Consider the following 15,990-nt stretch of genomic DNA (forward strand, 5'->3'; position numbering starts at 1 on the left):
CTCGGCGGGTACGGGTACGAGTGGCGTAGGCAATCCGGGAACCAACATCGTGATGTACTCCTCGAGCGGCGTGCCGCAGGGCGAGGACTCCATCGCGTTGGGGGGCTACCTGGACGTGTGGCAGCGCGCCACCTTCTGGGGTGGCGTGGACATGCAGAACACCGTGATCACCAACCTGGCGCGCGGTGCGGCCGATACCGACGCGGTCAACGTGGGCCAGTTGCGGGTGGTGACCAATGCGCTGGGCGGCGGGGCGACGATCAATGCCGACGGCAGCGTGACCGGGCCGACGTATTCGGTGGGCGGCACCAACTACACGAACGTCGGCGCGGCGCTCGGCAGCTTGAATACCGCGGTGAACGGCGGCGGTGGCGTCAAGTATTTCCGCGTCAATTCCACCTACCTCGACGCCAGCGCGCCGGGCCAGGACTCCGTGGCGATTGGCCCCGCCGCGGTGTCTTCGGGGCGCTACTCCGTGGCGATGGGCGGAAGCGCGCAGGCAGCGAGCGAAAGCGCCGTCGCGCTCGGTGACACCGCCATCGTATCCGCCACGGCGCCGAACGGGGTGGCGATCGGACTGGAAACGACAGCCGGCGCAGCCGGCGCGGTGGCCATGGGCAGTGGTGCCACGGCTGGCCAAGCCGGTGCCGTGGCACTTGGCGCGGGCGCGACAAGTGCCGCCGCCGTGGCGACGGCCGGCGTGACGATCGCCGATACCGCCTACACCTTCGCCGGCACCGCACCGGCCAGCACGGTCAGTATCGGCGCGGCGGGCAGCGAGCGAACGTTGACCAACCTGGCGGCCGGACGGCTGGCGACCACCAGCACCGACGCGGTCAATGGCAGCCAGCTCAATGCCACCAACCTGGAAGTGGGCGCGCTCGATGACCGTGTGGACGCCTTTGGCACGGGCGTGGCCAGCGCATTGGGCGGCGGCGCGGGGTACGACGCGACCACCGGTGCATTGACCGCGCCGAGCTACAGCGTGGGCGGAACCGCGGTGAACAACGTGGGCGCGGCGGTCACCAATCTGGATGGGCGCACCACCAGCAACACCACCGCGATCAGCAACCTGGGCGATGCGATCAACAGCGGCGCCACCGGCCTGGTGCGTCAGGACGCCACCACCCGCCAACTGAGCGTCGGCGCGGCGACCGACGGCACGCGCGTGGATCTCACCGGTACCGCGGGCACCCGCGTATTGGCGGGGGTCACGGCCGGCACGGTATCGGCCAGCAGCACCGAGGCGATCAACGGCAGCCAGCTGTTCGCGACCAACCAGACGGTGGGCACGGTCAGTACGCAGGTCGCCGCGACGGACGACAAGGTCGACGCACTCGGCAGCGGTACGGCGACGGCCTTGGGCGGTGGTTCGGCGTACGACGCGGCCACAGGTGCATTGACCGCGCCGAGCTACAGCGTCGACGGCACCACGGTGAACAGCGTCGGCGCGGCGGTCAGCAACCTCGATGGACGCACCACCAGCAACACCACCGCGATCACCAACCTGGGCGATGCGATCAACAGCGGCGCCACCGGCCTGGTGCGTCAGGACGCCACCACCCGCCAGCTGAGCGTCGGCGCGGCGACCGACGGCACGCGCGTGGATCTCACCGGGACCGCGGGCACCCGCGTACTGGCAGGGGTCACGGCCGGCACGGTGTCGGCGAGCAGCACCGAGGCGATCAATGGCAGCCAGCTGTTCGCGGGCAACAGCAGCATCGCCAGCGCGCTGGGCGGGGGCGCGACGGTGAATCCCGATGGCACCGTCGCCGCACCCACCTATCAAGTGGGCGGGAGCACTTACACCAGCGTCGGCGGTGCGCTGGTGGGGCTGGACGCACGCATCGACACCGTGGTGGCCGGTGCGACGAAATATTTCCACGTTACTTCCAGCCTTGCCGATTCGGTCGCCAGCGGCGCCGACAGCGTGGCGGTCGGCCCGCTGGCCTCGGCCAGTGCCGCGGACACGATGGCGTTGGGGCGCGGCGCCACCGCCGGCCAAGCCGGTGCCGTGGCGCTGGGTGCGGCATCGGTGACGGCCGCGGCCGTGGCGACCACGGGTACCACGATCGCCGGCACCGCCTACACCTTCGCCGGCACCACGCCGGCGAGCACGGTGAGTATCGGCGCGGTGGGCAGCGAGCGCACGCTGACTAACCTGGCGGCAGGGCGGCTGAGTACGACGAGCACCGATGCGATCAACGGCAGCCAGTTGTTCGCCACCAACCAGGCAGTAGGCACGCTGGGTACCCAACTGGGCGCGGCGGACGACAAGGTGGATGCGCTGGGCGGCGCCGCGGCGACATCGCTCGGCGGCGGCTCCGCCTACAACCCGGCCACCGGCACGTTGACCGCGCCGAGCTACAGCGTCGGCGGTGGCACCGTGAACGACGTCGGCGCGGCAGTCACCAATCTGGATGCGCGCACCACCAGCAATACCACCGCGATCGGCAATCTCGACGATGCGATCAACAACGGCTCGATCGGGCTGGTGCGGCAGGACGCCACCACCCGACAGCTGAGCGTCGGCGCGGCGACCGACGGCACGCGGGTGGATCTCACCGGCACGGCCGGCAGCCGCGTGCTGGTCGGCCTGGGCGCGGGTACGGTGTCGGCGAGCAGTACCGAGGCGATCAACGGCAGCCAGCTGTTCGCCGGCAACAGCAGCATCGCCACCGCGCTGGGCGGTGGCGCGGCGATCAATCCCGACGGCACCCTCGCCGCGCCCACCTACCAGGTAGGCGGCACCCTTTACCGCAGTGTCGGGGATGCCGTCGGCGGCATCGATACCGTCCTCGGCGCGATCACCGGCGGCGCGGGCGTCAAGTATTTCCGCGTCAATTCCACCGCTGCCGACGCCGCGGCCACGGGCGCGAACAGCGTGGCCGGCGGTCCAGAGGCCAAGGCGGAAGGCGTTTCATCCACCGCGCTCGGCCAAGGGGCCGCGGCGCTGTCCAACGACACGGTGGCCGTGGGCCACGGCGCGGTGGCGGGCGTGCCCGGCGGGAATTCGGGCGAAACGGCGGTCGGCGCCAATGCGCAGGCCACCGCGGACAACGCCGCCGCATTCGGCGCCGGCGCGACGGCTTCGCAGATTGGCGCGGTGGCACTGGGCGCCGGCTCGCAGACCACCGCCGCGGTGGCGACGCCCAGTGGCGTCGTGGCGGGCACCGTGTACGCGTATGCGGGCGCCACGCCAGCCAGCACGGTGAGCTTGGGGGCGGTGGGCGCGGAGCGCACGCTGACGAACGTGGCGGCGGGCCGGGTCTCGGCGAGCAGTACCGATGCGATCAATGGCAGCCAGCTGTTCGCCACCCATCAGGCGGTGGAAGCCACCGCCGCGCAGGCCGGCGCGGTGGGCGGCAAGGTCGATGCGCTGGGCGGCGCGGTGGCGCAGGGGCTCGGAGGCGGCGCCATCTACGATGCCGCCACGGGGGGCATGAGCGCGCCGACTTACCATGTCAACGGCACCGATTACGACAACGTAGGCGATGCGCTGAGCCACCTTGCCCTGGCCGGCGTGCAGCCGTTCTACTTCCATGCCAACTCCCTGCGGGACGATTCGCAGGCGCAGGGAGAAGACAGCATCGCCATTGGCCCGGAGGCCTACGCGGAGGGGACTGGCGCCGTGGCGCTGGGACTTGGCGCGAATGCCTTGCAGGACGGTTCTGTCGCCTTGGGCAGCGGCGCGGTGACCGAGGTGGCGGTGGGTACAGCCAGCACCACGATCGCCGGCACCGCCTACACCTTCGCCGGTGCGACGCCGGCCAGCACCGTGAGCATCGGCGCGGCCGGCAGCGAGCGGACGCTGACCAACGTGGCGGCCGGCCGCATCGGCGCAAGCAGTACCGACGCCATCAACGGCAGCCAGCTGTATGCGACCAACCAGAGCGTCGACAGCCTGGCCAGCGTGGTCGGGGCGATCAGCACGGGCGCGGGCATCAAGTATTTCCGCGCCAATTCGACCGGCGCCGATGCCAGTGCGACCGGCACCGACAGCGTGGCGGTCGGCCCCACCGCCACTGCCAGCGCAAGCAACAGCGTGGCCCTGGGCAGTGCCGCGAGTGCTTCGCACGACAACAGCATCGCGCTGGGCGCCGGCTCGCAGACCACCACCGGCGCGCAATCGGGTTACGACGGCGCATATGTGGGAAGCAGCCAGTCCGTCGGCGAGTTGGCGCTGGGCGGCCGCACCGTCAGCGGCGTGGCGGCGGGCAGCCTGGGGACCGACGCGGTCAATGTGTCCCAGCTCACCGCCGGCGTGAACAGCGCCATCGAGGTCGCCAACGCCTACACCGAGACGCGGCTGAGCCAGATCGTCGTCCAGCCGGGCGGCGACTCGGCCATGTTCCGCGTGGCGGCGCCGACCACGCGCGCGGCGACCGTGGCCGGCACCGATGCCGTGGCCGGTGGCTCTGGCGCGATCGCCACGGGCGCGCAGAGCGTGGCGCTGGGCAATGACGCTGCGGCCTCCGGCGCTGCCAGCATGGCACTGGGCCACAACGCGCAGGCCAATGGCGACAACAGTGTCGCGATAGGCGCCGGCTCGGTGGCCAGCGTGGCCAACACGGTGTCGGTGGGCAGCGCCGGCAACGAACGCACGGTCAGCAACGTGGCGGCGGGCGTGCAGGCGACCGATGCGGTCAACGTGAGCCAGTTGCGGCAGACGCAGGCGGGCACGGCGCAGTACGACACCACGGCCGCGGGCGGCACCGACTATGCCAGCCTGAGCCTGGGCGGGCCGGGTGGTGCCACCACCACGCGCGTCCACAACGTCTCGGCGGGCGTGGCGCCCACCGATGCGGTGAACGTGCAGCAGCTCGAAGGCGGATTGGCGCAGGCACGCCAGTACACGGACCAGCGGCTGCAGGCGATCAACGGCGACATGTGGACCATGCGTCGCGAGATGCGCGGCGGTACCGCTTCGGCGATGGCGATGGCGGGCATGCCGCAGGCCTCGGAGGCCGGCCGCAACATGGTGGCGGTGGGCGTCGGCGGCTTCCAGGGCGAGGTGGGCATGGCCGTGGGCATGTCGCGCGTGAGCGAATCGGGCCGTTACCTGATGCAGGCGCAGATGAGCGGCAACACCACGCGCGACTTCGGCTTCTCGGTCGGTGCCGGGTTGCAGTGGTGAGCGCATGTGGGACAGGGCCGGAGGCCGGCCCTGTCCAGTTACTCCCGTTGCCTGCGTCTCCAACAGGCATCGGCCCATCGCAGCACGCCGAGGATGATGCCTGTCAGGACGACGAGTGCCGCGATGAACCACGGCTTCGGCAGGCGATCCTGGAGGGGAATCGAGGCTGCGCAGAGCATCACCACATGGAGCAGCGCTCTCAGCCACTGGGGCATGGCAGCGAACTCAGCGGGTATAGAGGTGAATCAGCCATGCCCGGAGCCCCGCCGGACTTCCGCCGAAGGGCCCGTACCAGGTTCCTCCGATCGCCATGTTGTTCGCGGCCAGGGCACCGCCCGCGCAGCCCACGAGTCCCCCCGGTATTCCGCCGATGGCCGTGCCTATCGCGCCGCCTACGGCGCAGCCGATGGTTTCGCGAGATACGCCGTTGAACGCGCCGCCGACATGCGCGACTTCGCTTTTGGACAACATCCTCATGATTTGCCTTCCTCGGTTGGCCAGCACGTTGCTGGCCAACCAAGGGAAACAATTCGGGACGGTGCCTGCCATGCGAAGTTTCAATGCCGATGCGATGTTGTCAGCCTCGCTGGCATTGGCAGGGTGTAGCGGAAATGTTCGTACACGCTGGCGCGTGTCCGGCCTGAAGGGTCAGCCCAGGATCCCCGGCAAATCCAAGCCCTTTTCCTTCGCGCACTCGATGGCGATGTCATAGCCCGCATCGGCATGCCGCATCACGCCCGTGGCCGGGTCGTTCCACAGCACGCGCGCGATGCGCTTGGCCGCCGCCTCCGTACCGTCGCACACGATGACCATGCCGGCATGCTGCGAAAACCCCATGCCCACGCCGCCGCCATGATGCAGCGACACCCACGTCGCGCCCGAGGCGGTATTGAGCAGCGCGTTGAGCAGCGGCCAGTCCGACACCGCGTCGGAGCCGTCGCGCATCGCTTCGGTCTCGCGATTCGGCGAGGCGACGCTGCCGCTGTCCAGGTGGTCGCGGCCGATCACCACCGGCGCCTTCAGCTCGCCCTTGGCGACCATCTCGTTGAACGCCAGGCCGAGCCGGTCGCGGTCGCCCAGGCCTACCCAGCAGATGCGCGCCGGCAGGCCCTGGAACTTGATCTTCTCGGCGGCCATGTCCAGCCAGCGGTGCAGGTGCGGGTTGTCCGGGATCAGCTCCTTCACCTTCGCATCGGTCCTGGCGATGTCTTCCGGATCGCCGCTCAGCGCGGCCCAGCGGAACGGGCCGATGCCGCGGCAGAACAGCGGGCGGATGTAGGCGGGCACGAAGCCGGGGAAGTCGAAGGCATTGCGCACGCCTTCTTCCAGCGCCATCTGCCGCAGGTTGTTGCCGTAGTCCACGGTCGGCACGCCCAGCGCGTGGAAGCCGAGCATGGCGCGGATATGGTTCGCCATCGAGGCGCGCGCGGCCTTCTCCACTTCCTTCGGCGCGCTCACGCGCTTTTCGTCCCACTGTTCGACCGTCCAGCCCTGCGGCAGGTAGCCGTTGACCGGGTCGTGCGCGGAAGTCTGGTCGGTGAGCAGGTCCGGCTTGACGCCGCGCGCGAGCAGCTCGGCCAGCACGTCGGCCACGTTGCCGAGCAGGCCCACCGACAACGGCTGCTTCGCCTTGCACGATTCGTCGATCAACCGCAGCGCTTCGTCCAGCGAGTCGGTCCAGGTGTCCAGGTAGCCGGTGCGCAGGCGCATGTCGATGCTCGACTGCCGGCATTCCACCGCCAGGCACGAGGCGCCGGCCATCACCGCGGCCAGCGGCTGCGCGCCGCCCATGCCGCCCAGCCCGCCGGTGAACAGCCACTTGCCGGCGAGATCGCCGCCGTAATGCTGGCGGCCCATCTCCACGAACGTCTCGTAGGTGCCCTGCACGATGCCCTGCGCGCCGATGTAGATCCAGCTGCCGGCGGTCATCTGGCCGTACATGGCCAGGCCCTTCTTGTCGAGCTCGTTGAAGTGGTCCCAGTTGGCCCAGCGCGGCACGAGGTTGGAGTTGGCGATCAGCACGCGCGGCGCATCGGCATGCGTGCGGAACACGCCGACCGGCTTGCCGGACTGCACCAGCAGGGTCTGGTCGTCTTCCAGGCGCTTGAGCGTTTCCACGATGCCGTCGAAGCTCTCCCAGTCGCGCGCGGCGCGGCCGATGCCGCCGTACACCACCAGTTCTTCCGGGCGCTCGGCGACGTCCGGATCGAGGTTGTTCTGGATCATCCGCAGCGGCGCTTCGGTGAGCCAGCTCTTGGCGGTCAGCGTGGTGCCGGTCGGGGCGTGGATGACGCGGGTGGGGTCGCGACGGGTCATGCGCAATGCCTCGAAGAAGAAGGGAAGTCGGTGCCTTGGACGAACGCCATGCATGCACGCAGCACCTGGCACAGCACGGCACGCAGCGGCACCGCGCGCTCGGGCAACCAGGGCGAGGGCCAGTTGCCGGCGGTCACGGTGTCCGGCTCCTGCATGTAGCCGCGGCAGGCCAGTTCCATCTGGATCGCGTGCACGCCGTCGGCCGGCGCGCCGTAGTGGCGGGTGATCCAGCCGCCCTTGAAGCGGCCGTTGCGCACGTGGCCCATGCCGCTGGCGGCGCACAGGGCTTCCACCGCGTCGGTGAGCGCCGGATCGCAGCTGGCATCCAGGTTAGTGCCGATGTTGAACTGCGGCAGCTGGCCCTCGAACAGGTGCGGGATATGCGAGCGGATCGAATGCGCGTCATACACCACCACGCGCGGATGGATCGCGCGCAGCCGGTCGATCTCGGCGCGCAGCGTGGCGTGGTACGGGTCGAACCACTTCTCGCGGCGTCCTGCGATTTCCGCTTCGTCCGGTGCCTGGCCCTCGTGGTAGAGCGGCTCGTTGTCGAAGGTGGTCAGCGGGCACAGGCCGGTGGTGTTCTGGCCCGGATACAGCGATACGCCGCTGGGATCGCGGTTGACGTCGATCACCGAGCGCGAGATCGAGGTGCGCACGGTAGTGGCGCCCAGCGCTTCGGCGGCGAAGTCATACAGGTGGTGCACCCACCAGTCGGTATCACGCTGCGCCAGCCACGGGGTGGCATAGCGCTCGGTGAGTTCGGGCGGGAAATCGCTGCCGGTGTGCGGGAAGCTGATCAGCAGCGGCGCCTCGCCGCGGTGCACGGTCAACCAGTCGGGCAGGGCGTTCATCGCGGGCTCCTCGTGCGACTCATTCGCCGCAGGCATCCGGCAGGGCGACGCCGGCGGCGTCGGACAGCGCGCCCGAGCGCACCAGCGCGGTGGCGGCCAGCATGTCCGGGTGGAAATGGCGGTCTTCCTGCAGCATCGGCACCTGCGCGCGCAGCAGCGCACGCGCCGCCTCCAGCGCGTCGCTGGAGCGCAGCGGGGCGTGGAAATCGCAGCCCTGCGCGGCGGCCAGCAATTCGATGCCCACCACGTGCGCGGCATTGCCGGCCATGTCGAGCAGGCGGCGCGCGCCGTGCGCGGCCATCGACACGTGGTCTTCCTGGTTGGCCGAGGTCGGGATCGAATCGACGCTGGCCGGGTAGGCGCGCTGCTTGTTCTCCGAGACCAGCGCCGCGGCGGTGACCTGCGGAATCATGAAGCCGGAGTTGAGGCCGGGCTTCGGCGTGAGGAACGCCGGCAGGCCCGACAGCGCCGGGTCCACCAGCATCGCGGTGCGGCGCTCGCTGATCGAGCCGATCTCGCACACCGCCAACGCGAGCATGTCGGCGGCGAAGGCCACCGGCTCGGCGTGGAAATTGCCACCGCTCAGCGCCTCGCCGGTTTCGACGAACACCAGCGGGTTGTCGGAGACGCCGTTGGCCTCGGTTTCCAGCGTGGCGGCGGCCTGGCGCATCACGTCCAGCGCGGCGCCCATCACCTGCGGCTGGCAGCGCAGGCAGTACGGATCCTGCACGCGCACATCGCCCAGGCGGTGCGATTCACGGATCGCCGAGCCGGTCATCAGCGTGCGCAGCGCCTGCGCGGTGGCGATCTGCCCGGGCTGGCGGCGCAGCGCGTGGATGCGCGGGTCGAACGGGGTATCGGAACCCTTGGCCGCTTCCACCGAGAGCGCGCCAGCCACCAGCGCGGCGGAGAACACGGTCTGGATCTCGAACAGGCCGGCCAGCGCGTAGGCGGTCGAATACTGCGTGCCGTTGAGCAGCGCCAGGCCTTCCTTGGCGCCGAGCACGATCGGCTGCAGGCCGGCGCGCGCCAGCGCCTCGGCGGCGGGCAGGCGTTCATCGCCAACGAAGGCTTCGCCCACCCCGATCATTACCGCCGCCATGTGCGACAGCGGCGCCAGGTCGCCCGAAGCGCCGACCGACCCCTGGCACGGCACCACCGGAATGACGTCGTGCACCAGCAGCGCTTCCAGCAGCGCCAGCGTGGCCGGCTGGATGCCCGAGGCGCCTTGCGCCAGGCTGGTGAGCTTGAGCGCGAGCATCAGCCGCACCACGGCGCGCGGCATCGGCTCGCCGACGCCGGCGGCATGCGAGAGCACGATGTTGCGCTGGAGCTGGGCCAGGTCGGCATCGGCGATGCGCAAGCTGGCAAGCTTGCCGAAGCCGGTGTTGATGCCATAGACCGGCTCGCCACGCGCGACGATCTTGGCGACCGCATCCGCACTGCGTTCCACCGCGGCCAGCGCGGCGGGGTCCAGGCGCACGGCGGCGCCGCGGTAGAGGTCGCGCCACTGCGCGAGGCTGACCGCGCCGGGGCGCAGCACGATGGGGGAACTCATGAATCTCTCCGGGAAACGGTGGTGCGCCCGCGCCAGACGCGCGCGTGCAGCGGGTTGAAGCCCATGCGGTAAACGAGGTCGGCGGGTGCGTCGATGTCCCAGATCGCCAGGTCGCAGTCGAAGCCATCGCGCAGCTGGCCCAGGCGCTCACCCCGGCCCAGCGCACGCGCGGCCTGCCGGGTGAAGCCGGCGATGCATTCGTCCACGGTCATGCGGAACAGCGTGGCGGCCATGTTCATCGCCAGCAGCGGGCTGGTGAGTGGCGAGGTGCCGGGGTTGCAGTCGGTGGCCAGGGCCAGCGGCACGCCGGCGGCGCGCAGCGCGTCGATCGGCGGGACGAGGGTGTCGCGGGTGAAATAGAACGCGCCGGGCAGCAGCACGGCGACGGTGCCGGCGGCGGCCATCGCGGCCACGCCGTCGGCGTCGAGGTGTTCGATGTGGTCGGCCGACAACGCGCCGTGGCGCGCGGCCAGCGCCGCGCCGTGCTGGTTGCTCAGCTGCTCGGCGTGGATCTTGATTGCCAGCCCGTGCGCACGCGCCGCCTCGAACACCTGCGCGGCCTGCGCGGGCGAGAAGGCGATGCTTTCGCAGAACACGTCCACCGCTTCGGCCAGCCCTTCGGCGGCGATGGCGGGAATCATGGTGTCGCACACCGCATCGACGTAGGCCTGCTTCTCCACGCCCGGCGGCACCGCATGCGCGCCCAGGAAAGTGGGCGCCACTTCGACGGCGCGCAGTTCGGCCAGGCGGCGGGCCACGCGCAGCTGGCGGCTCTCGTCTTCGAGCGTGAGGCCGTAGCCGGATTTGATCTCGATCGTGGTCACGCCTTCGGCGAGCATCGCGTCCAGGCGCGGCAGCGAGGTGGCGATGAGCGCATCTTCATCCGCGGCGCGGGTGGCGCGCACGGTGGAGACGATGCCGCCGCCGGCCTGCGCGATCTCCGCGTAGCTGGCGCCGCGCAGGCGCTGTTCGAATTCGTTGGCGCGGTTGCCGGCGTAGACCAGGTGGGTGTGGCAGTCGATCAGCCCGGGGGTGATCCAGCGCCCGCCGCAGTCGATGCGTTCGGCGGCTTCGAAGGCCGGGGCGCCAGCGGCCGGGCCGGCATGCACGATGCGCCCGTCGCGGCAGGCGACCACGCCCTCGCGCACGATGCCCAGGCCGTCGTCGCCGGCCAGCGTGGCGAGGTGGGCGTTGTGCCAGAGCGTGTCGCAATGCATGGTGTTCGCCGGGCTGACCTGATATGTCTATACAATAGAAGCCGGCGAAGGAGGGTGTCCAGTGGCGGCGCAACAAAACTCCAACCAGGCATCGCGCGGCATCTGGGCCGCACAGGCGCTGTTGCCCGAGGGCTGGGCGCGCTCGGTGCGGCTGGTGTCGCAAGGCGGGCGCTGGGAAACAGTCGAGACCGGCGTGCCCGCGCAGCCGGGCGACGAGCGCCTCGGCGTCGTGGTGCCCGGCCTGGGCAACCTGCACAGCCACGCCTTCCAGCGCGGCATGGCTGGGCTGACCGAGATCGGCGGCCACAGCGGCGACAGCTTCTGGAGCTGGCGCGAGCTGATGTATCGCTTCCTCGCGCACCTGGACGCGGACAGCTTCCAGGCCATCGCCGAGCTGGCCTATATCGAAATGCTCGAAGCCGGCTTCACGCGCGTCGGCGAATTCCATTACCTGCACCACGCCGCCGATGGCCGAGCGCATGCCGACCCGGCGGAGATGTCCGCGCGCGTGGCCGCCGCCGCGCAGGCCAGCGGCATCGGGCTGACGCTGCTGCCGGTGTTCTACGCGCATGCGGATTTCGGCGGGGCGCCGCCCAATCCCGCGCAGCGCCGCTTGATCCATGACGTGGACGGCTTCGCGCGCCTGCTGGAAGGTTGCCGCCGCGCGCTGGCGCCGCTGCCCGACGCGGTGCTCGGCATCGCGCCGCACAGCCTGCGCGCGGTGACGCCCGACGAACTGGCCGCGCTGCTGCCGCTCAACGGGGGGCCGGTGCATATCCATATCGCCGAGCAGACCCGCGAAGTGGACGCCTGCGTGGCGTGGTCGGGCCTGCGCCCGGTGCAGTGGCTGCTGGCCCATGCGCCGGTGGACGCGCGCTGGTGCCTGGTGCACGCCACGCATGTCACCGCGCAGGAATGGCAGGACGTAATCGCGCGCGAGGCGGTGGTAGGCCTGTGCCCGATCACCGAGGCCAACCTCGGCGACGGCCTGTTCCCGATGCGCGACTTCGCCGTGGCCGGCGGCCGCTTCGGCGTGGGCTCCGATTCCAACGTGTTGATCGATGCGGCCGAAGAACTGCGCCTGCTCGAATACGGCCAGCGGCTCACGCTGCGCGGCCGCAATGTGCTCGCGCGCGAAGGGGCGTCGAGCGGACGCTGGCTGTTCACGCAGGCACTCGACGGCGCCGCGCAGGCACTGGGCGTGCAGGCCGGTCTCGCCGCGGGACGGCCGGCCGAACTGGTCGAACTCGACACCACGCATCCGGCGCTGGTCGCGCGCGAAGGCGACGCCTGGCTGGACAGCTGGATCTTCGCCGCTCGCTGCGGCGCGGTGCGTTCGGTGTGGCGCGATGGCCAGGCGCTGGTGCGCGAAGGCCGCCACGTCGCACGCGAGCGGATCGCCGCGCGCTACGCGCAGGTGGTGGCGCGGCTGCTGGGCGCGACGGCGTGAACGAAGTCGCCACGCCCGCCGCGGCCTCGCTGCACCAGCGCATCCGCGACGACATCCAGGGCCGCATCCTGCGCGGCGACTGGGTGCCCGGGCATCGCGTGCCCAGCGAACACGAGTTGATGGCCGAATACGCCTGTTCGCGCATGACCGTGAACAAGGCGTTGACCCAACTCGCCAGCGCCGGGCTGATCGAACGCCGCCGCCGCGCGGGCAGCTTCGTGGCGCGGCCGCATCCGCACCTGGAACAGGTGGCGCTGCAGATTCCCGATATCGAGGCCGAAGTGAGCGCGCGCGGGCTCGCGTATCGTTTCGAGCTGCTGCAGCGGCGGCTGCGTGCGCCACGCGCCGGTCATGCGGAAGAACGTGCGCTGGCCGAGGGCGGGCGCGTGCTCGCGCTGGACAGCCGGCACCTGGCCGATGGCCGGCCGTTCGCGCTGGAGCAGCGCCTGATCGACCCGCTCGCCGTGCCGGCGGCGGCCGAGCAGGATTTCGCGGTACAGGCGCCGGGCAGCTGGTTGCTGCGCCATGTGCCGTGGACGCGCGCCGAACACCGCATCAGCGCGATCAATGCCGATGCGGCGCAGTCGCGCCTGTTGGACGTGCCCGACGGCACCGCCTGCCTGGTCATCGAACGCCGCACCTGGCGTGACGAACAGCCGGTGACCTGGGTGCGCCAGGTATTCCTGGGCAGCTTCTACGACCTCATCGCGCGTTTCTCGCCCGGCCTGCGCTGACGCGGCAGGCGGGCGCGCGCGTTACGCTTCCCCGGGGGCGACGAAGCCGGCCGGCTTCTCCGCATCGCGCGCGAACAGGAACTTCTGCAGCTCGCCTTCCAGGAACGCGCGGTGCGCCGGGTCGCGAGGCGACAGGCGGTTTTCGTTGATCAGCATGGTCTGGTGCGCCAGCCACGCGGCCCACGCCTCCTGGCTGATTTCGGCGAACACGCGCTGGCCGATCGGGCCGGGATACGGCACGAAGGCCAGGCCGGGCGCTTCGCGCTGGAGGTAATGGCAGAACACGGTACGGGACATGGCGGTCAGGGGCCCAGGAGTTTGCGGATCGGCGCGGGCAGGCCCAGCGCGGCGAGTTCGCCGGGGGCGACCCAGCGCAGGTCGCCATTGTCGCCCACCGCGTCGCCGGGGGCGACCGGCGCGATCGCCAACGGCTGCATGTGCAGGCGGAAATGGGTGAAGACGTGGATGAGGTCGGGCAGGCTTTCGGCGGCGTCGAAGTCGCCGTGGACATGGCGTTCGAACCAGTCGCGCGCCCCGGCGAGGTCATCGGCCTGCGGCAGCGACCACAGCGAGGACCAGATGCCGGTGGGTGGGCGCTTGTGCATCAGCAGCTCGCCGCGCGCATTGCGCAGCAGCAGGAACACCGCCGAACGCTCCGGCACCGCCTTGCCCGGCTTGGGCGTGGGCAGCGCATCGGTGCGGCCTTCGCGGCGGGCCACGCAATCTTCCTGCAGCGGGCACAGCGCGCACGCCGGCTTGGCACGCGTGCACAGGGTGGCGCCGAAATCCATCTGCGCCTGCGTGTAGTCGGCCAGGCGGCCGGGGGGCACGCTGTCCACGTGCGCCTGTGCAAGCGCCCACAGCTGGCGTTCGACCGCCGGCAGGCCGGGGAAGCCTTCCACGCCATGGAAGCGCGCCAGCACGCGCTTGACGTTGCCGTCGAGGATGGGAAAGCGGTCGTTCCAGGCCTGGCTGAGGATTGCGCCGGCGGTGCTGCGGCCAATGCCCGGCAGTGCGTGCAGCGCGTCGAAATCGCGCGGCAGCTCGCCGCCATGCAGCTCGACGCAGCGCTGGGCCGCCGCATGCAGGTTGCGCGCACGGGCGTAATAGCCCAGGCCGGCCCATTGCGCCATCACCGCGTCGTTGGAAGCGGTGGCGAGCTCGGGCAGGGTGGGGAAGTGCTGCAGGAAGCGCGCGAAATACGGGATTACCGTGGCGACCTGGGTCTGCTGCAGCATGATTTCCGACAGCCACACCCGGTAGGGCGTGCGCGGGTGCTGCCAGGGCAGGTCGTGGCGGCCGTGGCGGTCGAACCAGGCCAGCAGGCGGTGGCTGTAGGCGTCCGGCATGCGGGGTCGGGAGGCGTCCCCGCGCGGTGGCGGGGACGGGGCGGTCAGGCGCCCAGCGCCTCGGGCAGCAGGGCGTCGACGAAGGCTTCCGGGTCGAACACGCGCAGGTCTTCGGGGCGCTCGCCGATGCCGGCGAAGCGGATCGGGATGCCGAACTCGCGGGCCAGCGCGAACACCACGCCGCCCTTGGCGGTGCCGTCGAGCTTGGTCACCACCAGGCCGGTCACGCCGACCGCGGCATGGAACTGGCGCAGCTGCGAGAGCGCGTTCTGGCCGGTGGTGCCGTCGATCACCATCAGTACCTCGTGCGGGGCGGTCGGATCGACCTTTCCGAGCACGCGGCGGATCTTGCCCAGCTCGTTCATCAGGCCGGTCTGGGTATGCAGGCGGCCGGCGGTGTCGGCGATCAGCACGTCGGTGCCGCGCGCCTTGCCGGCCTGCAGCGCATCGAACGCCACCGAGGCGGCGTCGGCGTTCTGGCCCTGCGCGATCACGGTGACGCCGTTGCGCTGGCCCCAGGCCTGCAACTGGGCGACCGCGGCGGCGCGGAAGGTGTCGCCGGCCGCCAGCATCAGGCCGTGGCCTTCGTCCTTGAAGCGCTTGGCGAGCTTGCCGATGGTGGTGGTCTTGCCGACGCCGTTGACGCCCACGGTGAGCACCACGAACGGCTTGGCGGCGCGGTCGATGACCAGCGGCCGCGCCACCGGGCGCAGCATGCCAATCAGTTCGGCGCGCAGCGCGGCCAGCAGGGCCGGAGCGTCGGCGAACTCGCGCGCCTTCATGCGCTTGCGCAGGCCTTCGACCAGCGCGGTGGTGGCCGGCACGCCGACATCGGCGGTGATCAGCGCGGTTTCGATTTCGTCCAGCAGGTCGTCGTCCAGGCGCGGGTTGCGCGAGAACAGGCCGCCGAAGCTGCGCGCGAAGCCGCTGTTGCGCAGCCGGTCGCGCCAGCCGGTCTTGCCGGCCGCGGCGGGTACCGCGGCGTGGGCGCCGAGGTCGGTCATGTCGTCGGCGGGGGCGGCTACGGCAGGCGCTTCGATTGCAGGCGCCTGGACCGCCGGCGTGGCGGCGTGGGCCACCGCCGGTTCGGTGACCAGGGTGGGCGCGGCTTCGGTGACCGGAATCACCGCCGCCTCGGCCACGACCTCGACGGCCGGCGCCTCCTGCGGCAACGCCTGCACCAGCTCGGCCTCGGTCACCGCTTCGCTGGCCTGGGCCGGCGCCTGCGGGAACGCCGCAGCCATCTCCTCGGCCGTGTAGTGCTGAGTCTGGGGCGCGTCCGGCGCGGCGTCCCGGGGCTTCTTGCGGCGGAAAATATTGAGCATTGGCGGGGGCTTCAAGACAGATCGATATGCTAACACCCGGGGCCGTGGCG

12 protein-coding genes are annotated in these 15,990 nt (G+C 71.0%); 3 read left to right on the forward strand and 9 right to left on the reverse strand.

The features are described from left to right. Positions 1–52: 52 nt before the first annotated feature. Positions 53–5,137, forward strand: a complete 5,085-nt coding sequence (locus ARC20_RS04150; RefSeq protein WP_057644773.1) for a YadA-like family protein — start codon at positions 53–55, stop codon at positions 5,135–5,137. Positions 5,138–5,175: 38 nt separating this feature from the next. Here the strand turns inward: ARC20_RS04150 and ARC20_RS18495 are convergent, their stop codons facing one another. The 6 genes from ARC20_RS18495 to hutI all read right to left on the reverse strand — a co-directional run bounded on the left by ARC20_RS18495 (position 5,176) and on the right by hutI (position 11,082). Beyond that, positions 5,176–5,352 (reverse strand): hypothetical protein, encoded by a 177-nt coding sequence (locus ARC20_RS18495; protein ID WP_161809465.1) that lies wholly within the window; start codon positions 5,350–5,352, stop codon positions 5,176–5,178. A 10-nt stretch (positions 5,353–5,362) separates the two neighbouring features. Then, a complete protein-coding gene (locus tag ARC20_RS18170; protein WP_146165820.1) occupies positions 5,363–5,686 on the reverse strand; it encodes a hypothetical protein in 324 nt (107 codons plus the stop codon). Positions 5,687–5,785: 99 nt separating this feature from the next. Beyond that, positions 5,786–7,453, reverse strand: a complete 1,668-nt coding sequence (gene hutU / locus ARC20_RS04155) for a urocanate hydratase (RefSeq protein WP_057644776.1) — start codon at positions 7,451–7,453, stop codon at positions 5,786–5,788. Then, positions 7,450–8,307, reverse strand: a complete 858-nt coding sequence (gene hutG, locus ARC20_RS04160) for an N-formylglutamate deformylase (protein ID WP_057644779.1) — start codon at positions 8,305–8,307, stop codon at positions 7,450–7,452. The genes hutU and hutG overlap by 4 nt, the downstream gene beginning before the upstream one ends. Positions 8,308–8,326: 19 nt before the next feature. Then, entirely contained in the window at positions 8,327–9,865 is a 1,539-nt protein-coding gene (gene hutH / locus ARC20_RS04165; RefSeq protein WP_057644782.1) for a histidine ammonia-lyase, read from the reverse strand. After that, positions 9,862–11,082, reverse strand: coding sequence for an imidazolonepropionase (gene hutI, locus ARC20_RS04170; RefSeq protein WP_057644785.1), 1,221 nt, complete (start codon positions 11,080–11,082; stop codon positions 9,862–9,864). The genes hutH and hutI overlap by 4 nt, the downstream gene beginning before the upstream one ends. A 61-nt stretch (positions 11,083–11,143) precedes the next feature. Between hutI and ARC20_RS04175 the strand changes: the two genes are divergently transcribed. Both ARC20_RS04175 and hutC read left to right on the forward strand, forming a co-directional pair. Beyond that, complete coding sequence (locus ARC20_RS04175; protein WP_057644787.1) at positions 11,144–12,532, forward strand: formimidoylglutamate deiminase; 1,389 nt, start codon at positions 11,144–11,146, stop codon at positions 12,530–12,532. Next, positions 12,529–13,266: a histidine utilization transcriptional repressor HutC gene (gene hutC, locus ARC20_RS04180; RefSeq protein WP_081418020.1), complete on the forward strand. Its 738-nt coding sequence runs from the start codon at positions 12,529–12,531 to the stop codon at positions 13,264–13,266. The genes ARC20_RS04175 and hutC overlap by 4 nt, the downstream gene beginning before the upstream one ends. Positions 13,267–13,287: 21 nt before the next feature. Here the strand turns inward: hutC and ARC20_RS04185 are convergent, their stop codons facing one another. Genes ARC20_RS04185 through ftsY form a run of 3 tightly spaced genes read right to left on the reverse strand, consistent with a single transcriptional unit; the run spans position 13,288 to position 15,940 of the window. Beyond that, positions 13,288–13,563: an oxidative damage protection protein gene (locus ARC20_RS04185; RefSeq protein ID WP_057644790.1), complete on the reverse strand. Its 276-nt coding sequence runs from the start codon at positions 13,561–13,563 to the stop codon at positions 13,288–13,290. Between the two features lie 5 nt (positions 13,564–13,568). Beyond that, positions 13,569–14,615: an A/G-specific adenine glycosylase gene (mutY, locus tag ARC20_RS04190; protein WP_057644792.1), complete on the reverse strand. Its 1,047-nt coding sequence runs from the start codon at positions 14,613–14,615 to the stop codon at positions 13,569–13,571. 44 nt (positions 14,616–14,659) lie between these two features. Then, positions 14,660–15,940 carry a signal recognition particle-docking protein FtsY gene (gene ftsY / locus ARC20_RS04195; RefSeq protein ID WP_057644795.1) on the reverse strand — a complete coding sequence of 427 codons (1,281 nt, stop codon included), beginning with the start codon at positions 15,938–15,940 and terminating at the stop codon, positions 14,660–14,662. Between the last annotated feature and the right edge of the window lie 50 nt (positions 15,941–15,990).

Origin of the sequence: Stenotrophomonas panacihumi (assembly GCF_001431645.1) — a bacterium.
In the GTDB taxonomy this organism is placed as follows: Bacteria; Pseudomonadota; Gammaproteobacteria; order Xanthomonadales; family Xanthomonadaceae; genus Stenotrophomonas_A; species Stenotrophomonas_A panacihumi.

Coding starts and splice junctions, on each gene's coding strand:
- ftsY (WP_057644795.1), bottom strand. CDS start 15,940: ATGCTCAATATTTTCCGCCGCAAGAAGCCCCGGGACGCCGCGCCGGAC.
- ARC20_RS04150 (WP_057644773.1), top strand. CDS start 53: ATGTACTCCTCGAGCGGCGTGCCGCAGGGCGAGGACTCCATCGCGTTG.
- hutG (WP_057644779.1), bottom strand. CDS start 8,307: ATGAACGCCCTGCCCGACTGGTTGACCGTGCACCGCGGCGAGGCGCCG.
- hutI (WP_057644785.1), bottom strand. CDS start 11,082: ATGCATTGCGACACGCTCTGGCACAACGCCCACCTCGCCACGCTGGCC.
- hutU (WP_057644776.1), bottom strand. CDS start 7,453: ATGACCCGTCGCGACCCCACCCGCGTCATCCACGCCCCGACCGGCACC.
- ARC20_RS18495 (WP_161809465.1), bottom strand. CDS start 5,352: ATGCCCCAGTGGCTGAGAGCGCTGCTCCATGTGGTGATGCTCTGCGCA.
- mutY (WP_057644792.1), bottom strand. CDS start 14,615: ATGCCGGACGCCTACAGCCACCGCCTGCTGGCCTGGTTCGACCGCCAC.
- ARC20_RS04185 (WP_057644790.1), bottom strand. CDS start 13,563: ATGTCCCGTACCGTGTTCTGCCATTACCTCCAGCGCGAAGCGCCCGGC.
- ARC20_RS18170 (WP_146165820.1), bottom strand. CDS start 5,686: ATGGCAGGCACCGTCCCGAATTGTTTCCCTTGGTTGGCCAGCAACGTG.
- hutH (WP_057644782.1), bottom strand. CDS start 9,865: ATGAGTTCCCCCATCGTGCTGCGCCCCGGCGCGGTCAGCCTCGCGCAG.